We start from the raw sequence: 24,528 nt of genomic DNA on the forward strand, positions 1-24,528 counted from the left end.
TACCTAATTCTATAAAATTTTTAAATCTTTGGCAAGTTTTTTTTGAGTCAGCCTCAAAATCAAGAAAAAGCACAGGTTTCCCTGCGCTTTAACAACTTATTACAACTCAGCAATCTGGCTCAAGTTAACCTCTGCAATGGTATCATTACCAAACATAGAGATAACCATCTTAACCTTGTTGTTGTCGATTTCTGTAATTTTACCTGTATAGTCTGTGAAGGCACCATCGATGATACGAACAGTATCGCCAACTTTGACATCAATATCAAATTCTTGAACGGTTTGTCCCATAGACACCAAGATTTGACGGATTTCTTCTTCCAAAAGTGGAGTTGGTTTTGAACGGTTACCGTGTGAACCCACGAAACCTGTAACGTTTGGCGTGTTACGAACCACAAACCAAGCTTCATCGGTCATAACCATTTCAACCAAAACATAACCAGGGAAACGGTTTTCTTCTACTTCCTTGACCTCACCGTTCTTTTCAACCTGAACAGTCTGAGTTGGAATTTCTACACGAAGGATGTTTTCCAACATGTTATAAGTGTGGGCACGTTGGAGCAAGTTTTCCTTCACTTTATTTTCATATCCTGAGTAGGTCTGTAAAACAAACCAGCCTTTATCAAAACTATCGTACATTGTTACTTCCTTTCTTTGGAAACACGGAATTTTTAGACGCTAAAAAAAGCCCGAAGGCTTTCGCTTTTCCTTATTATATCACTTCCATTTTACAAATGGCAAGTATTTTCTAGAAAAGATTGATTAAGCTCATGATTCCTCGTGACAAAATCAAGTCAAAGAGGTAAACCACCGCTACGAAAAAGGCAGTATATTCCACTACAGACACGAAATCCGTCCAGCTCTGCTTACGAGTTGGCCAAGACGTATCTTTTAAAATGCGGATAATGTCTTTGATAAATTTCATGCGTGACTCCTATCTGGTTTCCTTGTGAACAGTGTATTGTCCACAGTGTTTACAAAATTTATTTACTTCTAACCGTGTTGGCTTGGGATTGCTCGAAAGGCTGATTGAATAGTTTCGAGAACCACAAACAGTACAGGCTAGGCTTGCTTTTTTTAGTGCCATAAAGCCCTCCATCCTTTTCATTCTACCATGTTTTTATGGATTTGACAACTCTCCAAACCAAGACGTAATGTTATCCCACAAGGTTTTTGCTCGTTCTGGCAACTTGGCATCGATTAGATTTTGTTTAGTTTGCTCAATCAAGTTTTTCGCCTGATCTGAAATTTCTTGTACCTGTTCTTGACCAAGGCTTGATTCAGTTTGCGTAGCTTCATCTGGAGCTACTTCTACAATACCATTTTGTGCATAGGCGTTTTCTACTTCGAACTTAGTTCCTGCAGTATATGGCAAGATTGAATTGGCCACAGTCTGGAAGACCGACGGAGCCTTCCAGTAGCTACTGCTATCTATATAATGATTTTCATCTGTCTGCTCAAAACCAACCCACTGACTGATGACCAAATCAGGTGTGTAGGCAATATGCCACTGGTCATTGACGAGGTTGACATCAAAACTCGTTTCGGTTGTTCCTGTTTTCCCAGCGATATGATAATTGGCTGCATCTGCTGTCACTCCCGTACCATTGGTATAGGTTCCAAGCATCATTGCCGTCATCTTATCTGCGACAGAACGGTCAATCACCTTGGTACTTGTTTCTCGATGCTCTGCTAAAACCTTTCCACTAGCCGTTTCAATACGAGTGATAAGGTGGGCATCCTTCATCACACCCTTATTCGCAAAAGCAGCGTAAGCCTGGGCCATTTGCAGAGGATTAGTCTCCACTCCAGAACCAATTGAAACACCCAAAACTTTCTCGACATTTTCCATATCAAGCCCAAACTTTTGTCCATACTCGAAGGCTTTGTCAATCCCCAAGGTGTTCACTATATAAGCTACTGGTAAATTGTAAGAGAGAGCCAAAGCTTGATACATTGGAATGGTATCAGAAGTCGAATAATCATAGTTGTGCAAGGTGTAATCGCCGTAGGTTTCTGTATGGTTATCCAGAGCCATATCAATCGACCAGCCCGCCGCTACTGCTGGAGCATAGGCAACAAGAGGCTTGATTGTTGAACCAGGACTGCGCTTGGCTTGTGTCGCAAAGTTGAAGGTCCGAAAGACCGCATCCTCTGAACTATTGACTCGGCCAACCAAGGCGCGGACTCCACCAGTCGTAGGATCAAGAGCTACGCTGGCAGCCTGAGCGTGGGTACCATCAAAACTTGATGTCGGGAACATGGTCTCATCATTAAAAATCACCTGCATGCTGGCTTGAGAATTTTGATCCATCTCTGTGTAAATCCTATAGCCGTTATTAATAATGTCTGATTCTTTCAGTCCGTATCGCTCAATTGCCTCAGCAATCACAGCATCAAAATAGGATGGATAGGAATAATTGCTTTGTTTCCCTGTATAGGTATCTGAAAGCTGACTGGCTAGGTCTACTTGGAAACCTGCATCTGCAGTCGCTTGATCAATATAACCAGCATTGACCATGTTTTGCAGGACTGTATCCCGACGATTAACTGCATTTTCTAGAGAATAATAAGGATTATAAATCTCAGGTCCCTTGAGCATACCTGCAATGACGGCCGCTTGCTCAAGAGTAAGATCGCTGGCTGGAATACCGAAGTACTTTTGGCTTGCATCTTCCACTCCCCAAACACCATTCCCAAAATAGGCGTTATTGAGATACATAGTCAAAATTTCTTGCTTGCTGTACTTTTTATTGATTTCCAGAGCCAAAAAGAATTCTCGAGCCTTTCGACTGATGGTCTGATCCTGAGTTAGAAAGGCATTTTTTGCCAATTGCTGCGTAATGGTCGAGCCACCACCTGATTTCCCAAGGGTCAAGACCGCTAAAATGGTCCGCTGGTAATTAATACCTGAATTTTCGTAGAAGCTCCGATCTTCTGTAGCGATGACAGCATTCTCTAAATTATCGGAGACAGCATCCAGCTCTACATAGGTCCCCTTCTGACCTGACAATGTCCCAGCTTCCGCACCATCTTTATCGTAAATAATCGTTGTAGCTTTTAGCGCCTGCTGTAAATCACCAACATTAGCTGTCTTTGCAAGGAAAAATAGATAGCCACCTACTGTAAGAACTGTCAGGACCATTAAAATGATTAAAATTTTAGTCAGTTGGTAACGGCGCCAAAATTTACGAATCGGCTCCGGAATACGTGATTTTTTCTTTGGTTTATCAACAGAGCCACGATTTCCCCTGCGGCGACGGCTAGGTCGGTCTTCATGATTAATTTGGAAATCTTCTGGAACTTCAATCGGCTGATGTTGCAAATCGTCCATACTTTACCTCTTTCTAGTGAATTTTGTACCATTATACACCATTTCGTAAAAACTAGCAGAAAAAAGCCTGCGATAACTTGTGACAACAGACAGGGAATTTTTTCCAAAAATATGATAAAATAGGGTCATTCTGAACAAAGAAGAGGATTCCCATGACACAAGTATATGACATTACCATCATCGGTGGCGGACCAGTCGGTCTCTTCGCTGCCTTCTACGCCCACCTCCGTCAAGCTAAGGTCAAAATCATTGACTCCCTTCCCCAACTGGGTGGCCAGCCTGCCATTCTCTATCCTGAGAAGGCTATTTTAGACATTCCCGCCTTTCCAAGCCTGACAGGACAGGAGTTGACCGACAACCTCCTCGCTCAACTGGCTCCATTTGACACTACGATCTGCCTCAATGAAACCCTGATTGCTATTGAGCCAGGAGAGGTCATTTCCCTGACGACTAACAAAGGTAGCCACCAGACCAAGACCCTGATTATCGCTATGGGTGGCGGTGCCTTCAAGCCACGTCCACTGGAGATTGACGGTGCTGACAGCTTTGACAACGTCCACTACCACGTATCCAATATCCAGCAGTATGCCGACAAGGACATCGTCGTCTTGGGTGGCGGTGACTCTGCGGTCGATTGGTCCCTGGCCTTTGAAAAAATCGCCAAGACCACTCACATCGTCCACCGTCGCGACAACTTCCGAGCCCTTGAGCACAGCGTGGAGGAGCTCAAGCAGTCCAGCGTCAGCATCCACACACCTTTTGTTCCTAAAGGGCTTTCTGGGAAAAATAGCAGAGCTTCTGAGATTCATTTTGACAAGGTTAAGAGCGAGGACAAGCTCAGCCTGTCTTTCGATCACCTCTTTGTCAACTACGGTTTCAAATCATCTGTCGGCACGCTGAAAGAATGGGGATTGGAACTCAATCGCCACCGCATCGTGGTCAACAGCAAGCAAGAAACCTCTGTTCCTGGTATCTATGCTATCGGTGACTGTTGCTTCTACGAGGGCAAGGTTGACCTGATTGCGACTGGACTGGGCGAAGCCCCAACCGCTGTTAACAATGCTATGAACTACCTCAATCCAAATGAAAAAGTGCAACCCAAGCACTCAACCAGCCTATAAGATGAAAATTAACATTCGCATTCCCCAAGCCTTTCCCCAGCTGACTGTCAAGGAAGTCTTGGAAGATTATTTTCTCATTCCTAGAAAAATCCGCCACTTCCTCCGTACCAAGAAGCATGTCCGTGTCAACGGTGAGCTGATAAACTGGCAGAGTCCGATTGCTGCAGGCGACCTGCTCGAGCTGACCTTTGACCAGGAAGACTATCCTGAAAAAAGTATTCCTCTGGGACAGGCAGACTTGGTGGAGGAACTCTATCAAGATGAACATTTGATTATCGTCAACAAGCTCGAAGGCATGAAAACCCACGGCAATGATCCTACGGAAATCGCCCTGCTCAACCATGTATCTGCCTATGTCGGTCAGACCTGCTATGTGGTCCACAGGCTGGATATGGAAACCAGCGGAGCCATTCTCTTTGCTAAAAATCCCTTTATCCTGCCCATTCTCAATCGGCTTTTGGAGGACAAGGTCATCTACCGTGACTATCTGGCCCTCTGCCAAGGGCAGCTAAGAAAGACAGACTGGACTATCACTGATAAAATCGGACGGGACCGACACGACCGCAGAAAGCGGGTGGTCGACAACCGCAAGGGACAGGCCGCTTTGACCCAGGTCCATCTCTTGAAGAGCCTTGGCAAAAACAGTCTCGTTTCCTGTCGCCTTCAGACAGGGCGGACACATCAGATTCGGGTACATTTGTCCCATCATGGCCACGCCCTAATCGGTGACCCTCTTTACAGTCGAGTCGCAGCACCTCGCCTCATGCTCCATGCCCAAAAACTCAGCTTAACGCACCCGCTGACACTCGAAGAAATCAGCGTAGAAGCACGGTCGGAGAGTTTTGAGAAAGTCTTGAAAAACATGAAATAAATAGCTGTACCCTTAGAGTTCTATATCCCTATTTCACTGGACTAATCCAGTGAATTTTTTTATGCTTCCACTAACCAAAAAATCCAGACAAGGTAATCTTGTCTGGAATTAAAACTCTACTCTGGCACAACAACCTTCAAACAAATATCTGTCGGCTGTAGTACTTTTTGAACTTGTACAAGGAAAGCAAGGCCATTGTCTGATGGGGCATACTGAAAAGTCAGATTGATAACTTTTTCTGTAAAGTCATCCCCGTAGCTGTCCACATACTGCTTACTTTCGATAAAGTGGATGTAGTTGTTCAGCTTTTCTTGGAGTTTGAGCAAGTGGTCTTGTTCAGTATCAGGAAGCCATGCGTTTCCATCTGCTAGTAATAATTCAAGATGACCATCCACAATACCGAGAGAATCAATGGTGGTTACCTCCAATAATACTTTTGGTCTTGATAACTCATGAGCTTTAGCCAAAAGTCCTTCAAATTCCTCTTTGGAAAAAAGCCTGCGATTGTTTTCAATATTTTTGAAAATCAACTGTGGATGGTTCCTCAAAAAATTACGATTTGATTCTTCTTGAGTAAGATGATTTTTGGGTTTCCAAAAACCATAATTAGCATAAGTCATCAACTCTTCACCAGTATGCTCACCGGCTAGATAACTATCTACCGCTTCCTTAGAAACCTCTTTAACAACCTCCGGCATAGTGATATTAAATGTAGGATATTTTAAGATATACTTATCTTCATCTTTGTAAATTTCCAAGATATCTTTCTTACTAATATGAACTAGTTCCATAATTCCTCCTTATCACCACAATTTAGTTATATTTAGTGCGTCTGTCGGCACAGGGTCTATTACAGCTTCTGGAACTCCTCCAGGATAGGTTAAGCCACCTGGATGCCATTGTATATTATCTTTTGAGCCTCCCTCATTACCACTTGGAATTCTCAAATTAGAGACCTCCCTCGGTTCTATCATAATGGGGTATTCACCAAGACTTCCTTCATCTAGCCCCAATAATTTTTCAAGAACACGCGGATTCCCATCTGCTTCCCTAACCATAGCCTCTGCTACATCTTTAGGAAAAACAAAAGCTCCATCATCACGCCCGAATTGGCCAAAGCGTTCTAAATTAGAGGTATCTCTGGCAAACGCAGCAACACCATTCTCAAATCTGGCATTATGACTTTCAATATATTCAGAACCAAGATAATTCTCGGGATTTGGCCTAAATTCACCGTTCTCAGAATCTACCTTAATGGTGACGATGTCGTCTATTATTGACTGCTCTAAATTAGGATTCGGAAAACTCTGGCGAACCTTCTCCTACTCTGGCGAGAAGCCGTCTCCTCCAATCGTCACATTCCCCGTCTTCTGCGACACGACATCAATCCGTGTGCCCTTAGGTATCTCAACACCACCCACAAAGTCGCCCTTGCCTGATCCGACAATGGTGCCGCCGTACTTGGACAGGTCTTCCAAGAGGTTCTGGCGACTGATTTTCAAACCATTCTGAGCAGTTGTGTATTCCTGAATGCGGATATTACCTGCCTCATCAAAGCCAATCGCATCAACTCGGATTTTCTGCTCCACGCCATCAACCGTCATCTTGATCGTGATGTTGTTCTCGACCTTGCTGGCGATTTTACCAAACTCAACCGTTTGTAAGTCCACAAAGTCCTGACCCTGACGAGCGTTGAACTGAATTTGGCTTGGGCTTGAGACTTCAATGTGAGAAAGTTGGCTTTGGAGTCCCTTAACAGAGCCCTCTACAATGCCTTCAAATGCTTTACCTCCAATGTAATTCAAGGTCGCATTCGTACCGTCTCCACTAAGGATACCAGATGCCAATTGTCCAAGTTCCACACCCTCATCCGCATAGCCAGCCAACTTACCAATAGTCTGAACGGTGGTCGGGATTTGTTTACCCGCTCGCAAGGCACTCTGACCTGCCGCAAAGCTACCGAGAGTAGCCAATGTCACAACAGCCTCAGCTCCAGCCCAGATACGCTCTTCCGTGTTCAACTGAGTCCCAGTAATCAAGGTGTTGCCGGTAATCGCAGAGTGAGCCCCATCCGCAACGAGGTAAGCTCCACCTGCTAGCGCAAGCGGAAGGGCGGCTCCTCCTGTCATAAGAGTTCCAGCTGTAAGTGCCGCTATTGCTAGAAATTTGAGACCAGTATCTACCCAGCCCAGCGCTTCCTTGTTCTCCTCCTGCCAGGTACTATTTTTTATTTGACTATAGTCTGACTCCAGAGTCGGATAGAACTCCTGAACCAACTCCGCATCACTCTTGGACTCCAACTCTTTGATTTGTTTATCCGTTAGCTGGTCGGTCTGGCGGAGTGGTAAATAGCAGAGCTGCTCATCTTTTCCTAGAGCGAAGTATGGGAGAAATTCTAAACTTACTCCCATATCAGCTCCGCTTTAAATCAAGCCTAGCCAAACCGTTTATGTACAAATGAAGAATATTTCTACCCTTCCATTATACCAAAAAGTCCAGACAAGTTGACCCTGTCTGGACTTAAAACACTATTCTGGCACAACAACCTTCAAACGAATATCTGTCGGCTGTAGTACTTTTTGAACTTGCACAAGGAAAGCAAGACCGTTATCTGATGGGGCATACTGGAAAGTAAGATTGATAACTTTTTCTGTAAAGTCATCCCCGTAACTTTCCTGACTATCAATCCTATCAATGACCTTCTGACAATGCTCAATGTAGGATTGGAGACCAGATAGGCTACGTTGAGTATGAAGATTATGACTCATAATAGTATTCCTTACGCGTTTATACTTTGCAAGCTTTTCACGACTATTGGTAATACAACTAAGCAAATACTCATCACTCATTACTGTTGCCCTCCAATTTTTGCTCGATAATAGACTTCTGTTCCAGACTTGGTAAGGTATCATCGGGAAGGATGGTCTCAACCCGAGTTGCGTAGGCAGAGGCAAAACCGAAAACAACCACAATAATCGCAACCGAATAAACTAGAAAAACCCTTTTTAGAAAGGCACTAGAAACTGAGTAGCCCTTTGTCGAATACTGCTTCAACTCAGGTTGTTTTTTCTCTAAGATATTTTTGGGTAAAAAATAGGGTCTAAAAGCTGTCATGGCCACAGATAAAAACACTGTAATCCCTATAGAATTGTACATTTGTGTTCTTGCACCAATCGCTGTAATATAAAGCATACTTGAAAACAAGACCAGCCCAAAAACAATAAACAGAATCAAGGATACCTGAGCATCCTTCTTCAGTTGTAAAAACTCTTCTACTGTCATTTTTTCTTTTTGCATCCTACTCTCCTATTCTATTTCTTTGGTAATTTTCAACTTGATTTGTTGGTCTTGATAGTGGAGGTATACCTCATCGATGGCCAACTCTGCCTCCCGTCCAACCTCGCTTCGTGCCACCACCGACGGGTTGCTCATCTTCATCGCGATCAGTACCGTATCCAATTTTTGTTTAATCAAGCGTTGAATACCACTCGAAAGCGACATGTAAGTCTTGTTAGCTACAACAATCAAGTGCAAACCAACACGCTGTCCCTCTTCATACAGAAGTGCAAAATCATTATCTGACATGCCATCAACTGTCATAAAGACTGGTAAATCACTGATGATGACAAATTCATTCAATTGTTCTTTTTGTTTACGAGCATGTAAAACTCTCATTTTCAACTCTTCCACTACATTTTCAGTTAGTTCAGAAGAAGAATAATATTGACTCACTTTCCCAGCAAATCGGCCATATTCATCTGTCACATCAAACAGCGTCACAGACTGCCCCTTTCGAACATGCCAAAGCATATTTAAAAGATGGCGAACCGCTACTAATTTATGCTGTTCCTTTTCTGTCAAAATCAATAGATGTTTTAACTTAGAAATCGGCAACGAGATTGTGTGTACCTCTTCAAATTCTAAACCAATCGGAATAAAATCTGAAGCGATTGCCTTCTCTGTCTCCACCATTTGTAAAAATGTCTGTTCATCAAGAACCTCTGGAACAATGACAACGCCTTGAGGTAATGCTCCATCCCAATTCTTAGCCATTTCTTGGGATTCATGACGTAATGCTTCGATCATCTCGAGACCATTCTCACCTTTAGCCGGCATTGCTAACTGAATCAACTCAGGATCATCCACTTGAATAAGCCCTCTACCCGGCACATCTTCAATAACCAAAGCAGTTCTGCCAACGATTGCTCGCGCTTCACTATCATCATTCATTTTCAGGGCTATTCTTCGTTTAAAATTACTATATAAATTGTTTTTGAGCGCCCCTGTTCGACTAGCTGTTAGGATCAAATAGATCCCAAGTCCCATTCCATCTCTTGCAAGAGTTTGAAGCAAGGTATCGATTGCCACTTCGACTTCCGAACCTTTAAGACCATCATAGCTGTCCACCGCAATAACAATATCAGCTAACTTCCTATCTCCTAACTTGCGATACATTTCGATATTATGAACGGAGGAATTTGTGAACAATTTCCTTCTTTCTCGTATTTCATCTTGCAGTCGTTTTATCAACTTCTGTAATTTTTCAGTCTCTTCAACCAAGAAATACTCCGCAACATGTGGATAATCATTTAGAGCCAATAATCCATTGGTCCCAAAATCGAGCAGATAAGCGTGAAGACGATCTGGATTGTTTTGTCGGAACAAATCAACCAATACCGTTTGAACAAAGGTCGATTTCCCCATACCCGGACTAGAGAAGAGGGCGATGTGTCCATCCTTTTCAAAGTCATGTTCCAAGACTTCTTGGCTCTGGCGACTTGGAATATCCACCATCCCCAAGCGTGCAACCAGACCACTTGCCTGTCCCCACAAGTCCTTGAAACCTTGTGGTCGTAGATCTTGCAGGAAGATTTCCTTAGAAAGCGGAGGCAACCATGGTTGCGGCAGGGCCTTGATGGACAGGCGCTCTGTCAAGGCTTTCAGCTTCCCAACAATAGCCTGAAGCTCACTCGGAACCTCCTTGATGGACTCAGCCTGATCCAGTCCAGACAGGTCTTCGTTGAGAATCTCATATTGACCGATGTCATTGATGGCATAGATGGTATGGTCCTCAATCCCCTGCTCATCCTTATCTGGCTGGTAATCAGCCCCAGACCAGGCAGACTGGAAGAGTTCATAGACTTCATTGTTTCCGACCTGCAGATAGCCACGCCCCACCTGGGTAATCTCAGCCGCATCTGGGGTCTTAAGCATCTCCATAGAGTCACTCCGATCCGCCACCTTGAGTGCCAGCTTGAAGCGAGAGTTGGACCAGATCTGGTCATCCACCACACCAGATGGCTTCATACCTTTCTTGTGGTTTTTGAAAAAAAGCAGAGCTGTTTACATCGTTTCGAAATAGAAATAAAGTAAAGCGATTCTAGTTCCATCTCATCCTCCAGCTCCGCTTTAGACCAAGTCTATCTTTGCTTCTTATGTATCAAGGAAGAATATTACCTTTCCATTATACCAAAAATCCAGACAAGGTAATCCTGTCTGGATAGAAATATCTTAGGTAGATTATTATCTATAGCACCATAACAAGTCATAGTCATCCAAAGAATTACTATTGTGATGTTTTTATAATTTTATGTATAGACTAAAATAATAAGCTAGGACAAGCTACCTATGCATTAGATAAAGAAACACACCTCTACTTACCTCAAAATTAAGAAATTATTTGTTAGATTTGCTTTCTAACCGTCCCTTTTTCAAGCTTCCCTCCATTTTGCTTAAACCAATTATCATAAAGCTCTCTAAATCTCTCCTCATCCTCATCTTGGTATCCTTCAAAAATAACTTTATCAATATTCTCTTCATTAAAATAAAAAATTTTCTCCGGACTGAACCCCACTGGATACGCACAAGCAGAGTAATCAAAATATACCTGTCCCTCACCCAAATCAACTATTGCTCCACGGTTTAATATCATCATTTTTTGCCCACCTTCTTTCAAGTAGACAATACTGCTAATTGTTTGCCTTAATAAATAAATGTTATCTTCTCAATGTCATCAGGCACCACTGAAGCACCGCTCGTATTCAGTAGCATTAAAAATAAAATAAAAACGACAACGATACCAAGTAGCTCTCCCATTAAAAAATAATATGCGCCAACAAATAGTAATGTGAATAAAAATAAGATTGGAAATACCATCCTTTTTAAATAGTTAAGTCTTGAGGACTTAGAAAAATCTATACGAACAGTCTTCACATCAGCAATATTCACTACTTGTTGCTTACTCCATACCAGTCTCGCTAAAAATAGTAGCAAGCATCCCCCTAGCACAATTGAAATCGCAAAAAACTGGTTTTCAATTGTATGTCCTAAAGGAAAACGTGTAAAAATGATAGCAACTAGCGATGAAACTAGATAAGGAGAAATACTCGGCTGTTTTTTACCAACAAAAGATTTTGGTCCTTGTAATCGATAAGCCCTCATAGGAAACCACCAAACGCTTGCAGGGACAAGCCAAGTCCAGATATGTGTATCTAAATCCAAGAGATAGTACTCATTCCCGATTTGAAGCTGACGATAGCGAAGATTTCTAATTTTTGTAATAATGTAGTTTTGTTCTAGGTCTCTCAAATTAAATTGCTACTTCCTTTATTCTTTTATAAAATCAATATCATCTATCGGCTTGATCGGAACAATTATATTATTTAAAAAATAATAGAAGATTGTACCAAGAGCAATCAAGACTCCTACCAACAAGTTGCCCTTTGTAATAAACCAATGTAGAAAATAGCCGTAAATTGTAAAAAGTATGACAAATCCAAATAATCGTTGCAAATAGTATGAACGAATTATTGCTTGATTGTAACGAAATTGTACGATTTTTCTATTTTTTCCTAATTTTGCATCCTTTTGCCGTTGAAAATATTTTAGAGAAAAAGCAACCACGTGTAGCAAGACAAACACACCTATTGTTATTATCACATTATCAATATATACCACTTCATAAAAGTTTTCAGGTAAAAGTCTTGTAAAAAAAGCAGAGGTGAGAGAGGCAATTATTATTGTCAATCCAAACCATCCCTTTTTGGATAACTCTGACTTTTTTCTAAATTCATTATCTGAATCAATTTCATAGATAACAATCGGTCTTATCCAAATTAAAGATGGAAAAAAACAATATAACCAACTATCATCTAAATCAATCAAGTATCTTTTGCTTTTGTAAATAAGCACCTTGTATCGTATATAATTACTATTTTCAATATCAATCTTTTCACTCAATAATCTAACCTCCTCATAAAAAATTTCCTATATTTTTAAATACCGTTCTATATCAAAAAGTTTCATCTATATTCTCTCCACAATCTTGAGTAACAAAAATATTTTTTGTACATATAAACAATATGAATGACACCATTTGTAAAATCGGGCAATTTTCCTATTGAATCACAGAAAATTACTTCTAACGAATGCCCCAAAATTAATGCCTGTCATTGAATATATAAATAGTCTACTGATTTTCTTTAATTTCAACACTACTGACCTCTAATGGCATATGCATAAGGTTGTGAAAATAAAGAAGTAGAGCATTAAAGCCAATAGTCGTAAAAAATACCAAAATTGAACCTGTACGAAGAAACTCACTGACTAACCAAAAGTATAGAAGTAAAAAACCTATCAACCCCGGGAGAACCTGTTTATAAAACGATGTCAAGTTTGAATAGTAAATTTTTAAAGTATATTTCTCTCCATATGACAGCTTTAACATGCGACTGATTAGTAATTTAGTACAAAACAAAATTAGTTATGTCAACAAAATTATCAATAACAGTGTTTGCTTCGAAAAAATAAATGTATCCTTTGGAAAAAATCTAAAAATGAGCATTGTGGCAATAGGAGTAACCAGCCCAACTGTCACCTTTACTTGAGAAGCTCTTTTTTCTTTTATAGCTACTCTTTGATTTATTTTTTGGGCTTTCATTGGGAAAAGACCTACAATCCCAGGGAAAAACCATAATAATGGATTAGCATCCAAATCAATCAAATAATATTCCTCATCTATCTGAAGTTCACGATAACGGGGATTATTAATTTTCCTTGTCTTATATACGGTAACTGTATTTATTAATCTCCCCACAAAAAATCTTCTACATTTTTAAATGCAGTTCCTATATTAGAAAATGTTTCATCCATATTCTCTCCCCAATCTTGAGCAACGCTTTTCATTCCCATAAAATCCGAATTATACAACAAGGAACTCGCAATCCCTGCTACAACACCTACACCAACTGCAGCCCAACCAACAGGAGTGAAGCCTATGACAGCAACTATTCCAGCTGATATTATTGTACTTACAGTCGTTGTCATAACTGAACTTGCAATTGCCTGTCCAGGGCTATCTCCTTGCGCCATACCGATCACTGAACCAATAGTTGCTCCAAAGACTGTTGATCCTATTGCATCACCGACAGTATTAATGGCACCTGTATAACTAGCGCGAATTGCATCATTAGCAGAACGGGCAATCGGTCCTGCCGCATCATCAAAAATTGTCCCTAGTGAATAACCTATTTTTGACGCCAATCCATTCTCCTTAGTAAGCAAGTAAGATAATCCACCTAAACTTACATCAGTTACTGCCCCATGAGTCGCATCCTCGATTTTTTCCGCGACTGTCATTTGATTTTCTTTTTGTTTTTCAAACCGAATTATTGCATCTTGCAGGTGTTCCGGGATTTTTGCTTGTGGATATTTTTCAAGGTATTTTTCAACCGCTTGAATATCTTCATCTGTTAGACTAAATCCTTTTTGAGCTTTTTCAAAAACCGATTGGAATTTTGCATTAACTAATTCATAATCCGCTTCCCTCTCCTCCAACTTCCTGAAATCTGCAGGACTAGAAGTATCTCTCATCCGCTTCACACGGTCGTTCCACTTCTGATTGACCTCTGAAACCCACATTGGACTTAGACCGCTTGGAAAACTTCCTAAAAAGTTACTCATGTCACTGCCGACTTGGGTAATCCCTTGACTAAGCTGTGTTTCTAGGTCTCCTATACCCGAAAAGAAACCGCTCGACCGCCCATCAAAGGCATACAAGGCTTGAAGTTGGCGTCGAACCTTGTTCTTACGGTCTATAACCTGGTTGAGCTGACGCATCATGGAATGGGCATGCCACTCATAATCGGGATAGTCACCAGCCATCTCCAAAGCTCGATCAATCGACCGATCCAGACGCATGCCAACCGACTCTAAACGAGCTAACTCGGCTTCCAATACATCCGAATCAAGACTTTTCCCTTCCTTGCTTTATCACATGAAAAATAGCAGAGCTACTCATATTGATTCAAACCAGAGAAAAAGCAGAGCTATTCAAACTCAATTTACACCACCGACTCCGCTTTAGACCAATTCTTTGTCTAGCCAAGTTTCTTATGTGTCAAGGAAGAATATTACCTTTCCATTATACCAAAAAATCCAGACAAGGTAATCTTGTCTGGATAGAAATAACTTGAGTAAACCACCGAAATGGTCCTACTTCAAATCAAAGTCTTATTTGACTTGTTTACGGGGAATTTGTAAATCAGACTCCCATTGTCCGTAGATCTCCATAAATCGACTTTCTTCGTCATCGGAATAGCCTTTGAAAAGCTACCTAATTTTTGATATTCTCTAAAGTAAATCTAGGATAAGTTATCTTACCAACTTCATTCCTAGCAATTTTACGGTATTCTTCTTCTTGACCATCTACATAGCCTTCAAACCAAATTGTTTTAATATCTTCCTCATTAAAATAATAAAACTGGTTATCAGCTGTTCCTTGAGGATAAATGCATCCTGAATAATCGAAATATCCAATTTCTCCTTGATTATCATATAGGGGGAATCGGCTTACTATCATTAATTTGACTTGACCATTATTTAGCTGTACAACCGTTCCAATTGGTAAATATTTCATCATATATACTCCTTTTTGATTTTATGTAAAACAAACATGCGCTTGAAAATCTGGTATTTTGCCAAAAGTACTGTACAAACGAACATCCCCAACGAAAGAAAAAGGAAAATAAATAGATGCATATTTAAATACAAAATAGCAAAAATCAATGTTACTAGTAAAAATACTATAAAAAATTTTATTAAGGTATTATTCCGTTTCGTAGCATCTATTAACACTTCTTCAAGCGATATGTTTTCAAAATGATATTCTTCCACTTCCAAAATAGTATGAGGGAATTTTCGATAAATCCATTCGACTGATAAAAAGACAACCAAGAAACCAACTAATAAAAGTGGTAAACTCGCTTGAAAATTTTTCGAATCAAAACTGTTACCGCAAAAGTCATACCCGCTGGAATTTTCCACCCATTTGATTCTGTGTCATCTTCTTCAGTAGCAATATAGAATGGCTTCTGTAAATCTTTGTGGATTAGTAACGCACGTTTTCCAATTGCACCAATAACATGGTAATCTCTTAATTTGACTTTCATATTTACCCCTTCTAACCGATTGCAGAACCGAGATTATTAAACCACCCAGAAACGGCATCGCCGACATCTTCAACAATTTCTTTAGCTTTGTCTACTGCATTGTCAACATGCTCTCCTATATAGGTGTCATAGATGATAAATATTTCATCGAATAAGCTCTTTTTTAATTTTATGTAAAATAAACATACGCTTGAAAATCTGATTTTTTGACCATAACGCAAAGCAAAAAAATGACAGTACTGAGAATAAAAGGAATAGAAATGAGTTTATTTTAAAGTAAAGCAATCCGAATAGAAGAGTGAAAATGAGTAAAACAATTAGAATCAACAGCATCTTGTTGTTACGCTTTTGATTTTCATTGACAAATGTTAGAAGAGCTTCATCATCTGAAAAAGTATACACATCAACATCGTGTGTCTCCTCTGCATAGCGTCGAAGAACCCATTCAACCGAAAAATAGACCAAAACAAAACCAATTAACAGAAAAATTGGATTTGGGGTCATGTTCCTTGAATCCAATCTTCGGATCAACATCGTCGTTGCAAACGTCACACCAGTTGGTACTTTCATCACACCACTTCTAACCTCTACGTCTTTTTGACTAACATAATAAGGCAACGTGTAGTCTTTACTAATAAAAACAGACTTTTGACCAAATCCCCCTATTACAAAATAATTATTTGGATTAATTTTCATATAACCTCTTACTCCAATCAACCGAAGGCAGAACCTAATCCACCAAACCAGCTAGATACGGCATCACCGACATCTTCAACAATTTCTTTAGCCTTGTCTACTGCATTGTCAACATGTTCTCCTATATAAGTGTCATATACTGCATCAAATACGGCTGTTCCTACAATAGATAGCCCTATACCTATTGCGAAGCCTGCTATAGTACCTAACACCGCACCAGTTATAGTCCCTACACCAGGAATTGCAACAGTACCAATCGCTGCACCAATTTTTGCTCCAGCGATAGCTCCAACTTCTCCAGCAGAAAAACTAATTCCTACATGTGCAGCTGTCTTAATAGCTGCATTTGTCCGACTGGTTCCTTCGCTAACTTGACTTTCATAATCGTACACAATTGTAAGCGTTTTGATTAACCCAGCATTTCGTGATAGAAAATTTACCACAGAGCCTGCTCGAATGGCATTATTCGTTACAGCCTGCGTACCAGAAAACGCAAGGTCATCTACCATCGAGCTAGCATATTGTATATTTCCATACGGTGTTCGAACACTAAAGTAATTATTAGCCTGTAAAGCAAGGTCATCGATGGACTGTGATAGATTTCCTGAAACAGCATTAATAGCATGTAGAGAAGCAGAGGGATTATCTGCTATCTCTTCCAAAGATGAAGTAATAATATCGTATGTAATACTACCAACCGAAACATTTTCTTTCAACTGATTCCAAACTTCTTGAAGACTTGCTTCTAAGTCACTATCCTCAACTCCAGAGGCTGATAATGTTGTTGCTAAGATTAGTTTGACAACATTATCAGGTAACTCAGTTTCTCTATGGGTTGAAGCATAGGCTAATATAGTATTAATGTCAGCCTCAGAAAGTTGTTTCCCACTATTAAGCTTATTGACAACTGTATTAAACGCTTCAGTCTGGGCTGCTTCCCTCTCATCCGCAGGACTAGAAGTATCTCTCATCCGCTTCACACGGTCGTTCCACTTCTGATTGACAGCTGAAACCCACACTGGACTTAGACCGCTTGGAAAACTTCCTGAAAAGTTACTCATGTCACTGCCAACTTGGAAAATCCCTTGACTAAGCTGTGTTTCTAGGTCTCCTATACCCGAAAAGAAACCGCTCGACCGCCCATCAAAGGCATACAAGGCTTGAAGTTGGCGTCGAACCTTGTTCTTACGGTCTATAACCTGGTTGAGCTGACGCATCATGGAATGGGCATGCCACTCATAATCGGGATAGTCACCAGCCATCTCCAAAGCTCGATCAATCGATCGATCCAGACGCATGCCAACCGACTCTAAACGAGCTAACTCGGCTTCCAATACATCCGAATCAAGACTTTTCCCTTCCAGGTATTCGGTAGCCCGATAGTCAGAAGGGAGACGCTTAACCGCCTCGCTCAAGGATTCCTCATAGAGAATCGCTGCTTTAAGCAGAGGCAAAAGAGTGCTCGCCGCATAGTCTTTGGCATTGTCATAAGCCTGACCAGATAGACCCTCTGCTCCTATAAAAGAGCCCAGAGCCTGCATTGCCGACTCATACGCTCCCATCCGAGAAGCCGATACTCGACCGATGGAAGTCGCCTGATTATCCGAGCTAGGTAGATTCATCTTAACCATTCGGTTTCTCCTTTACTTTTTCTTCACTGACTCTTGATTGACTGTAGTAATTCTGTTTCTCCCTATGCAGTCGATCAATACGTGCCTCTGTTTCCATCATCTCTTTCTTGTACTGAGCCTGTAAATCACCAACTCCCTCCTCAAAGGCATGGTTGGTTCGTTCCATTTCAGCCGCAAGGCCTTGATAAAAAGAGGCTACGTCAGGTTCACTGGACTCTTGCTCTAAGATTTTGATGGTAGAGACACCATCCTCATACTCAGATTGGAAGGAGACCAAACGCCCTGCTAATAAGCGACTATCCTCCTGAAGGCGATCCAATTGTGCATAGGCTAAACCTTCATCTGCTTGAATCGCTTCTATCGTACGTTGTTCTTCCATCACACACCACCTTTTCCTTAAGAACGAGAGGGACTAAATGGATCAAATCCGCTACTAGGAGTTTGTAGAGCTGAACCTAGTTCAGCCTCTATCGTTCCTGCCAAACGTGTGTCAACTGCCTCAAAGTTTGAGGCAATGGTCTGCACATTTGAGACAAAGGTTTTTAGCTGACCTGTTATTTGCAGGGCGTATCGATGCTCTTGATCAATAAGCGGACCTGCTAAACGGTTCCCATCGATTGTAGAGATAGAATCTTTCGAACCCTTGCCTCCACTTTCTATACGATTGGCACTATCCATAATCATTTGTGCATAATGAGATGCACTCTGTAGATTGCTTTCAATAAGACCCATCCTACTCTCCTTTCTCTCTACTAATCTTAAGTTTTTGATACTGTTTGCGGTTGTGGATATAAACCTCATCTATATCGAGATAAGGTTCCCGTGAATTATAAGTCTTCTCCAAAAAGCTTTGATCAGAGATTCTCATAGCAAATAGCGTCCAAGGTGTCTTGGTACGGATAAGTTTAGGCATGGCATTGACACTTGTACCAAGATATGGATAATGTCCACCTATCATCAGATAAATGCCTACTTTATGAGCGGTTTCATAGATAACTGTCCACTGCTCAATGGTCAGTTTTGTCAATTCGACAAAACGCTCAAAATCCGTAATCATGATAATCCACGCTGTGTGTTCCCCACTAACTTGGCGTTTTTCGATTTCCGCAATCATCTTAATAGCCATTTCAGCAATCAGATGCTCAGCCCCCACATATGTAGAGAAGGTTGATTGATATTCTTCAAACTCTTGATGTACATCCAGTAACATTCTAAACTGGCCACCTGCAAATCGGTTCATTCCCTTCATCAAATGAATGGTCAGAGTTTGTAAGGCTTCATTGTTATCCGACATGTAGGTCAGACTCTTCATCTCTTCAAGCTTCAAACCAACACTTTCCACATTCTCAAAGTCTAGTCCGATTGGTAGCTCACCACCTGCGACAGCTTCTTGCACGCTTGCTAGTCCCGCAAACTCTTCAAAACTCAGGCTCTCAGGCAGGACTGGTATGCCTTCTGGTAGTGCACCCGTCCAAGAAGCAGCCATGGTTTTCGCCTCATCCTGTACAGCCTGCACCAAACCAAAGGAGTCCTTAGCATAGGCTGGAAGGGCTACTTGGAAGACCTCAACCTCATCCAAATGAACCAAGCCTCGACCAGGAACCTCTTCCATCACATGTTGGTGACGACCGACAATGGTACGAGATTCGACGTCATCTGTCAATTTCAATGCCAAACGTGTTTTCAGACTGGCTTGTAAACCTGGGCGAAGAGCCCCACTGCGACCCGCTGTGAGGACCAGGTAGATTCCGAGGCTGGCTCCTTCACGTGCCAGAGTTTGTAAGAGAGTCTCCATTTCAGCTCCAAGGCTTGCCTCTTTCAAACCATCAAAATTATCCAAAACCAAGAAGATAACAGGAAGCTCGTCTCCACTCGCCTGTCGATAGAGGGTGAGATTTGGGACGGCATAGCGACTAAAGGCCGCCTTGCGCTGAGCCAACTCGTCCTTAATCCGACGCATGAACTTGGTCAACTTCTCTGTATCCTCCGCCATCAATAGATCCGCAGTATGAGGCAGATCTCTCAACGGCAAGAGTCCGTTGGTACCGAAGTCCAATAGATAGAAGTGTAGCTCCTCCGGTGTCAGTTGGCGTGCCAAGTCCATCACTAGGGTTTGAACAAAGGTCGATTTCCCCATACCTGGACTAGAGAACAAGGCGATGTGTCCATCCTTTTCAAAGTCATGTTCCAAGACTTCTTGGCTCTGGTGACTTGGTATATCAACCATCCCCAAGCGTGCAACCAAACCACTTGCCTGTCCCCACAAGTCCTTGAAACCTTGTGGGCGGAGATCTTGCAGGAAGATTTCCTTAGACAGCGGAGGCAACCATGGTTGCGGCAGGGCCTTGATGGACAGGCGCTCTGTCAAGGCTTTCAGCTTACTTACGATAGCTTGAAGCTCACTCGGAACCTCCTTGATGGACTCAGCCTGATCCAAACCTGACAGGTCTTCGTTAAGAATCTCATATTGACCGATGTCATTGATGGCATAGATGGTATGATCCTCAATCCCCTGCTCATCCTTATCTGGCTGGTAATCAGCCCCAGACCAGGCAGACTGGAAGAGTTCATACACTTCATTGTTTCCGACCTGCAGATAGCCACGACCCACCTGGGTAATCTCAGCCGCATCTGGCGTCTTAAGCATCTCCATGGAGTCGCTCCGATCTGCCACCTTGAGTGCCAGCTTGAAGCGAGAGTTGGACCAGATCTGGTCATCCACCACCCCAGATGGCTTCTGAGTGGCTAAAATCAAGTGAATGCCCAAACTCCGACCGATACGAGCAGTTGAGACCAGCTCCTTCATAAAGTCAGATTGGTTGGTCTTGAGCTCCGCAAACTCATCGGAGATCAAGAAGAGATGGGGCAGGGGCTCACTTACCTCACCCAGCTTGTACTTCTTCTGGTATTGATTGATATGGTTGACATCGTGGGTCGCAAAGAGACGTTGACGGCGCTTCAGCTCCGCATTGATGGACACCAAGGCCCGCATAGACTGGGCACCATCCAAGTTGGTGATGGTCCCAAGTAAGTGAGGCAGGTCCTTGAAGAGGTTGGCCATGCCCCCACCCTTGTAGTCGATGAGGAGGAAGGCCACATCATGCGGATGGAAATTGACCGCAAGGCTTAAGATATAAGACTGGATGACCTCTGACTTACCAGAACCCGTGGTACCTGCCACCAAACCGTGTGGACCGTGAGCCTTTTCATGTAAGTTCAGATAGACAATATCCTCCTTGCCACGAAGACCCAGAGGCACCGCCAAACTCTTATAAGGCGCATGCTTTTCCCAACGACTGACAACACCCAAGTCCTCAAAGGTCTCAGCCCCGTACATCTCCATAAAGGTCACCGTTTCAGGGATAGAAGACTTGAGGTTCTGTAGGTGGTTAAGCGGAGCTAAGCGGCGCACCAAGGTCTCCTTATCATAGCCGACTGGGAAGTGGTCCAAGGCAAAGTCAATCTCACGCAACTGACCTTCCTCCATGACTAGCTGACCAGTGTTTCGATCCTTGATGTTAATGATGGTCTTGATATTCTCAGACAGAGAAGACAGCACATCCTGCACAAAGACCAGGCTACAGCCCAGCTCCGTCGGATCCTCTGTGAAGAACTCCATGATGACATGGTCCAAAATCAACTTCTCATCCGTCACCAAGACCACATAGTGAGGGCTGAAGAGGGTTGACTCACGATTGGACTTGTCTTCCTTTTGAGCCCTGCGCAGTTTCAAGATCTGATTGAGCGAGTTGAGCACCTGATCATGGGTCCTTTGGTTATAGACGAAGCCACGCACATTCATGTCCTGCAAGGTCGCATGAGGCAAGAACCGCATCCAATCCCACTGCTCCTTCTCCTCCTCTGGCATGATGGTAATAAACTGCACATCATGATAGGAATGGAAAAGTGCTATTTGGTTGACCATGAGTTGGAGCTGCTCAATCACCAAGGCACGCGGACCAATATAGCCGACAGGACCATGGGACAGATTGGCCACAATGGGCATATCTGAAATGGTCTTGTTTTGTTCATAGAGTTGGAAACCCTCCAACTCCAAGGGATCCCGCTTGCCCGACCGTTCTGTCTGAGCATAGGACAAGTCATAAGACACCGGAACCTCACCCAGACCCAAGCGATAATACAAGAAATCAAAATGAAGAGGCGTCTTCTCATAGATCCGATGGTGGTAGCTATCTGCCAGATCCACCAAGGTCTCAATAGCAGGATAATGGTAGAGCTGACCATCTTTCTGCGACTTGGTCAGACCAGCCAACTCCTTGGCCTTATCAGCCAGATAGTCATGATAGAGCCCCTCTCGGTCTCTCAGCTCTTTCTGATAATCCTTTCTCCCCTTTATATAGCCAGCAATGGACATCCCCAACGTCACAATCGACATGGCGATAGTCGCAAGCACGTAGAGACCACGAGGTTGGAAAATCATGATAACCAATGTAATCCCCACCATCATAAGAGGAGGCAAGATTAATTTCAACAAACTGTCAGACGGTTTTGATGGTGCATTCGAAGGCGCATTGATAGCCACCCTGTCTTCTGAACTCCGATAGATAATCCGTGGAGAACGATGGTAGTCTGGATAATCCTCATAAAAAGCATAGCGCGATGCAGACTTACGAGCCAACTCATCACTAGCCTCTACAGGACCCGCAACCAGGACCTCATCTGCATAAAATTTGAAGAAAGTATCCTCAAAAGCAAGCTCATCTCCAAGAGCCAGCTCCATTTCCCCCTTCTCCATCAAAAGGTTATTGATATAGATGGAGCCCGCCAAACGATAAAGCATCCATGACTGGTCACTGCGTTTGAGCAAGACATGACAACTTGACCCTGCAAGGACAAAACTATTTCCCGCATGCTGGCCGATCGTTAATTCCTGCTTATCCAGAGGGTCTAGGATTACCTGTTCCGACGGAAGAAGATAGACCACGCCCCCCGCCAAAGACATACCAGATACAAGCTTTCCTTCCACTCCATCATAGTCATAGCAAACTTGTGCTTCATCTAACCAAATCGTCAAGGGAGCATCCAGTGAGGAGACAAAAACCTGCGCCTTTTCTGTGCCTTGAAAAAGAATCTTTTTCCCAGCAGACACATCCGCCACATAGCGAAAACCATCTTTATAAAAAACTACTGTCTCTGCCATAGCTTACTCCCCGCTCGAGCTCGATGGACTCGTTGATGATGATTCTGTAGAAGAGGTTGAACTAGACGTCGAACTTGTACCTGTTTTCACCTGTGACCCATCTTCATTCAAAATCGTAGTTCGGGTATCCCAATACTTTTGATACTCCGCTTTCAACTCATCCAAGGTTGTTTCCCGCTCTTCCCCCGACAAAGTCGTATTTTCACGAACCTGTTCCATTTGCTGGTAAAGAGCATACAAAATCAAATCCGAATCATCCAAACGCTTGGCCAAATCCAAAGCTTCTTGGCTATTACCACGACCAATTTCAATCCAGTAGTCCAAATATTGCTCATCTGATTTGAGCGTCACATTATTTAAGATAACAGAACGTTGTTCATTACTCAAATCAAACCCTTGGATGTAGGCATAGGCAAGAGTGTATTTTTGAGTGTAGGGAAGATTAGAAACCTCTACCCGCTCCAACTCACTAATCACCCCAGGATAGTCCACCTTGATGAAGGCCGTATCCGCATCCAGCATTTTTTCCTTGAAAGGATTGTGCATGAAAACTAGATAAATCAGCGGCAAGACCAATAATCCTGCCAGGGCAGAAAGCCAGATGGTCGCATAGCGATAGAGACGGTGCTTGGAGCGAGAAACCCTTGTCAAAGTCGCCTTCTCCTCCTCCAACTTATCCTGAAAATAGCCCTGCAAAAGTCCTTCCAAACTATCCATATCCTCTGCCTTGCGAATGGTATCTAAGAACTCCGGTACAGGAACCACATCCAGCGCACCATTGTAAAGGTCCATAAAATCATGCTCTGTAAATAAAGCAAGGATATAAGATTTTAATTGCTTCAACAAATCCGTAGCATCCAAGGTCTGAGGCACCATCTTCTCCGGAATAGCCCGATAGGCTAGTTTGACCCGACCATCCTTAGTAATAAAGACAGATGACGGATGCACGAAAAAGGTGATTGGCAATTTCAAAGCCTGCTTCAATTCTAAAACATTGAGAGAAAGTCGTAGTTTTTCAGAGACCTCTTTCTCCTTCATGTCCTCAAAGGTTTGCCCAAATGCATCCAGATGATAGGTGAAATGAACAGTATCTTCATCCACCGTCATTTCCTGTTGTAAAAATTGAGGGTGGTGCAGATCCAACAAGAGCAGGTCAGATAGCTCTTGCGTTGCCACATCAGACCGTTTTACATCAAGGTGCCACTCTTTATCACCCTTTAAAAAGACAAATTCCTGTCCACCAAAGACAAATGTTTCTTCTTTCAC

25 protein-coding genes are annotated in these 24,528 nt (G+C 42.5%); 2 read left to right on the forward strand and 23 right to left on the reverse strand.

Annotated elements, in window-relative coordinates:
- Positions 1–99 precede the first annotated feature (99 nt).
- From nusG to pbp2a, 4 genes are all read right to left on the reverse strand, one after another.
- Positions 100–639: a transcription termination/antitermination protein NusG gene (gene nusG, locus ODU45_RS01540; RefSeq protein ID WP_002940254.1), complete on the reverse strand. Its 540-nt coding sequence runs from the start codon at positions 637–639 to the stop codon at positions 100–102.
- Positions 640–748: 109 nt separating this feature from the next.
- Positions 749–925 (reverse strand): preprotein translocase subunit SecE, encoded by a 177-nt coding sequence (gene secE / locus ODU45_RS01545; protein WP_002940255.1) that lies wholly within the window; start codon positions 923–925, stop codon positions 749–751.
- A gap of 9 nt (positions 926–934) precedes the next feature.
- Complete coding sequence (gene rpmG / locus ODU45_RS01550) at positions 935–1,087, reverse strand: 50S ribosomal protein L33 (RefSeq protein WP_002940258.1); 153 nt, start codon at positions 1,085–1,087, stop codon at positions 935–937.
- A 33-nt stretch (positions 1,088–1,120) separates the two neighbouring features.
- Positions 1,121–3,334 carry a penicillin-binding protein PBP2A gene (gene pbp2a, locus ODU45_RS01555; RefSeq protein ID WP_398580629.1) on the reverse strand — a complete coding sequence of 738 codons (2,214 nt, stop codon included), beginning with the start codon at positions 3,332–3,334 and terminating at the stop codon, positions 1,121–1,123.
- A gap of 152 nt (positions 3,335–3,486) precedes the next feature.
- Here pbp2a and ODU45_RS01560 point away from each other — a divergent pair, with 152 nt between their 5' ends.
- Entirely contained in the window at positions 3,487–4,455 is a 969-nt protein-coding gene (locus ODU45_RS01560; protein WP_398580630.1) for an NAD(P)/FAD-dependent oxidoreductase, read from the forward strand.
- 1 nt (position 4,456) lies between these two features.
- Complete coding sequence (locus ODU45_RS01565; RefSeq protein WP_136671348.1) at positions 4,457–5,326, forward strand: RluA family pseudouridine synthase; 870 nt, start codon at positions 4,457–4,459, stop codon at positions 5,324–5,326.
- A 116-nt stretch (positions 5,327–5,442) separates the two neighbouring features.
- Here ODU45_RS01565 and ODU45_RS01570 read toward each other — a convergent pair whose 3' ends face one another.
- The 19 genes from ODU45_RS01570 to essB all read right to left on the reverse strand — a co-directional run bounded on the left by ODU45_RS01570 (position 5,443) and on the right by essB (position 24,528).
- Entirely contained in the window at positions 5,443–6,117 is a 675-nt protein-coding gene (locus ODU45_RS01570; RefSeq protein ID WP_398580631.1) for a DUF6572 domain-containing protein, read from the reverse strand.
- A gap of 12 nt (positions 6,118–6,129) precedes the next feature.
- Entirely contained in the window at positions 6,130–6,384 is a 255-nt protein-coding gene (locus tag ODU45_RS01575) for a hypothetical protein (RefSeq protein ID WP_398580632.1), read from the reverse strand.
- Positions 6,385–6,648: 264 nt separating this feature from the next.
- Entirely contained in the window at positions 6,649–7,737 is a 1,089-nt protein-coding gene (locus ODU45_RS01580) for a hypothetical protein (RefSeq protein ID WP_398580633.1), read from the reverse strand.
- Positions 7,738–7,854: 117 nt separating this feature from the next.
- Positions 7,855–8,094 carry a DUF6572 domain-containing protein gene (locus tag ODU45_RS01585; RefSeq protein WP_136671311.1) on the reverse strand — a complete coding sequence of 80 codons (240 nt, stop codon included), beginning with the start codon at positions 8,092–8,094 and terminating at the stop codon, positions 7,855–7,857.
- 73 nt (positions 8,095–8,167) lie between these two features.
- Positions 8,168–8,623 carry a hypothetical protein gene (locus ODU45_RS01590; RefSeq protein WP_136670567.1) on the reverse strand — a complete coding sequence of 152 codons (456 nt, stop codon included), beginning with the start codon at positions 8,621–8,623 and terminating at the stop codon, positions 8,168–8,170.
- Positions 8,624–8,632: 9 nt separating this feature from the next.
- Positions 8,633–10,633: an FtsK/SpoIIIE domain-containing protein gene (locus ODU45_RS01595; RefSeq protein ID WP_398580634.1), complete on the reverse strand. Its 2,001-nt coding sequence runs from the start codon at positions 10,631–10,633 to the stop codon at positions 8,633–8,635.
- 376 nt (positions 10,634–11,009) lie between these two features.
- Positions 11,010–11,321: a DUF4176 domain-containing protein gene (locus ODU45_RS01600; RefSeq protein ID WP_211195092.1), complete on the reverse strand. Its 312-nt coding sequence runs from the start codon at positions 11,319–11,321 to the stop codon at positions 11,010–11,012.
- A complete protein-coding gene (locus ODU45_RS01605) occupies positions 11,309–11,914 on the reverse strand; it encodes a DUF443 family protein (protein WP_136671313.1) in 606 nt (201 codons plus the stop codon). Before ODU45_RS01605 ends, ODU45_RS01600 begins: the two co-directional genes overlap by 13 nt.
- Before the next feature lie 18 nt (positions 11,915–11,932).
- Positions 11,933–12,565, reverse strand: coding sequence for a DUF443 family protein (locus ODU45_RS01610; RefSeq protein WP_169051067.1), 633 nt, complete (start codon positions 12,563–12,565; stop codon positions 11,933–11,935).
- Between the two features lie 523 nt (positions 12,566–13,088).
- The gene (locus tag ODU45_RS01615; RefSeq protein WP_136671315.1) at positions 13,089–13,421 is read right to left on the reverse strand and encodes a DUF443 family protein; all 333 of its coding nucleotides are present in this window, start codon (positions 13,419–13,421) and stop codon (positions 13,089–13,091) included.
- Positions 13,409–14,560, reverse strand: coding sequence for a hypothetical protein (locus ODU45_RS01620; RefSeq protein WP_136671316.1), 1,152 nt, complete (start codon positions 14,558–14,560; stop codon positions 13,409–13,411). Before ODU45_RS01620 ends, ODU45_RS01615 begins: the two co-directional genes overlap by 13 nt.
- 379 nt (positions 14,561–14,939) lie before the next feature.
- Complete coding sequence (locus ODU45_RS01625) at positions 14,940–15,245, reverse strand: DUF4176 domain-containing protein (protein ID WP_024383283.1); 306 nt, start codon at positions 15,243–15,245, stop codon at positions 14,940–14,942.
- Positions 15,246–15,567: 322 nt separating this feature from the next.
- Entirely contained in the window at positions 15,568–15,774 is a 207-nt protein-coding gene (locus tag ODU45_RS01630) for a hypothetical protein (protein ID WP_024411719.1), read from the reverse strand.
- 144 nt (positions 15,775–15,918) lie between these two features.
- The gene (locus ODU45_RS01635; protein ID WP_024411718.1) at positions 15,919–16,470 is read right to left on the reverse strand and encodes a hypothetical protein; all 552 of its coding nucleotides are present in this window, start codon (positions 16,468–16,470) and stop codon (positions 15,919–15,921) included.
- Positions 16,471–16,487: 17 nt separating this feature from the next.
- Complete coding sequence (locus ODU45_RS01640; RefSeq protein ID WP_136671317.1) at positions 16,488–18,101, reverse strand: T7SS effector LXG polymorphic toxin; 1,614 nt, start codon at positions 18,099–18,101, stop codon at positions 16,488–16,490.
- Complete coding sequence (locus ODU45_RS01645) at positions 18,094–18,480, reverse strand: hypothetical protein (RefSeq protein WP_024400254.1); 387 nt, start codon at positions 18,478–18,480, stop codon at positions 18,094–18,096. The genes ODU45_RS01640 and ODU45_RS01645 overlap by 8 nt, the downstream gene beginning before the upstream one ends.
- 17 nt (positions 18,481–18,497) lie before the next feature.
- Positions 18,498–18,833, reverse strand: coding sequence for a TIGR04197 family type VII secretion effector (locus ODU45_RS01650; RefSeq protein ID WP_024400255.1), 336 nt, complete (start codon positions 18,831–18,833; stop codon positions 18,498–18,500).
- A gap of 1 nt (position 18,834) precedes the next feature.
- Positions 18,835–23,262 (reverse strand): type VII secretion protein EssC, encoded by a 4,428-nt coding sequence (gene essC, locus ODU45_RS01655; protein WP_398580635.1) that lies wholly within the window; start codon positions 23,260–23,262, stop codon positions 18,835–18,837.
- A gap of 3 nt (positions 23,263–23,265) precedes the next feature.
- A complete protein-coding gene (gene essB / locus ODU45_RS01660; RefSeq protein ID WP_105142422.1) occupies positions 23,266–24,528 on the reverse strand; it encodes a type VII secretion protein EssB in 1,263 nt (420 codons plus the stop codon).

The organism is Streptococcus sp. 2022WUSS135, from assembly GCF_044427045.1.
Classification (GTDB): Bacteria; Bacillota; Bacilli; order Lactobacillales; family Streptococcaceae; genus Streptococcus; species Streptococcus hashimotonensis.

What these genes read in the sequence shown, in the direction of transcription:
- nusG (WP_002940254.1), bottom strand. Translation starts at nt 639, where the DNA reads ATGTACGATAGTTTTGATAAAGGCTGGTTTGTTTTACAGACCTACTCA.
- secE (WP_002940255.1), bottom strand. Translation starts at nt 925, where the DNA reads ATGAAATTTATCAAAGACATTATCCGCATTTTAAAAGATACGTCTTGG.
- rpmG (WP_002940258.1), bottom strand. Translation starts at nt 1,087, where the DNA reads ATGGCACTAAAAAAAGCAAGCCTAGCCTGTACTGTTTGTGGTTCTCGA.
- pbp2a (WP_398580629.1), bottom strand. Translation starts at nt 3,334, where the DNA reads ATGGACGATTTGCAACATCAGCCGATTGAAGTTCCAGAAGATTTCCAA.
- ODU45_RS01560 (WP_398580630.1), top strand. Translation starts at nt 3,487, where the DNA reads ATGACACAAGTATATGACATTACCATCATCGGTGGCGGACCAGTCGGT.
- ODU45_RS01565 (WP_136671348.1), top strand. Translation starts at nt 4,457, where the DNA reads ATGAAAATTAACATTCGCATTCCCCAAGCCTTTCCCCAGCTGACTGTC.
- ODU45_RS01570 (WP_398580631.1), bottom strand. Translation starts at nt 6,117, where the DNA reads ATGGAACTAGTTCATATTAGTAAGAAAGATATCTTGGAAATTTACAAA.
- ODU45_RS01575 (WP_398580632.1), bottom strand. Translation starts at nt 6,384, where the DNA reads ATGGTTAGGGAAGCAGATGGGAATCCGCGTGTTCTTGAAAAATTATTG.
- ODU45_RS01580 (WP_398580633.1), bottom strand. Translation starts at nt 7,737, where the DNA reads ATGGGAGTAAGTTTAGAATTTCTCCCATACTTCGCTCTAGGAAAAGAT.
- ODU45_RS01585 (WP_136671311.1), bottom strand. Translation starts at nt 8,094, where the DNA reads ATGAGTCATAATCTTCATACTCAACGTAGCCTATCTGGTCTCCAATCC.
- ODU45_RS01590 (WP_136670567.1), bottom strand. Translation starts at nt 8,623, where the DNA reads ATGCAAAAAGAAAAAATGACAGTAGAAGAGTTTTTACAACTGAAGAAG.
- ODU45_RS01595 (WP_398580634.1), bottom strand. Translation starts at nt 10,633, where the DNA reads ATGAAGCCATCTGGTGTGGTGGATGACCAGATCTGGTCCAACTCTCGC.
- ODU45_RS01625 (WP_024383283.1), bottom strand. Translation starts at nt 15,245, where the DNA reads ATGATGAAATATTTACCAATTGGAACGGTTGTACAGCTAAATAATGGT.
- ODU45_RS01630 (WP_024411719.1), bottom strand. Translation starts at nt 15,774, where the DNA reads ATGAAAGTCAAATTAAGAGATTACCATGTTATTGGTGCAATTGGAAAA.
- ODU45_RS01635 (WP_024411718.1), bottom strand. Translation starts at nt 16,470, where the DNA reads ATGAAAATTAATCCAAATAATTATTTTGTAATAGGGGGATTTGGTCAA.
- ODU45_RS01640 (WP_136671317.1), bottom strand. Translation starts at nt 18,101, where the DNA reads ATGGTTAAGATGAATCTACCTAGCTCGGATAATCAGGCGACTTCCATC.
- ODU45_RS01645 (WP_024400254.1), bottom strand. Translation starts at nt 18,480, where the DNA reads ATGGAAGAACAACGTACGATAGAAGCGATTCAAGCAGATGAAGGTTTA.
- ODU45_RS01650 (WP_024400255.1), bottom strand. Translation starts at nt 18,833, where the DNA reads ATGGGTCTTATTGAAAGCAATCTACAGAGTGCATCTCATTATGCACAA.
- essC (WP_398580635.1), bottom strand. Translation starts at nt 23,262, where the DNA reads ATGGCAGAGACAGTAGTTTTTTATAAAGATGGTTTTCGCTATGTGGCG.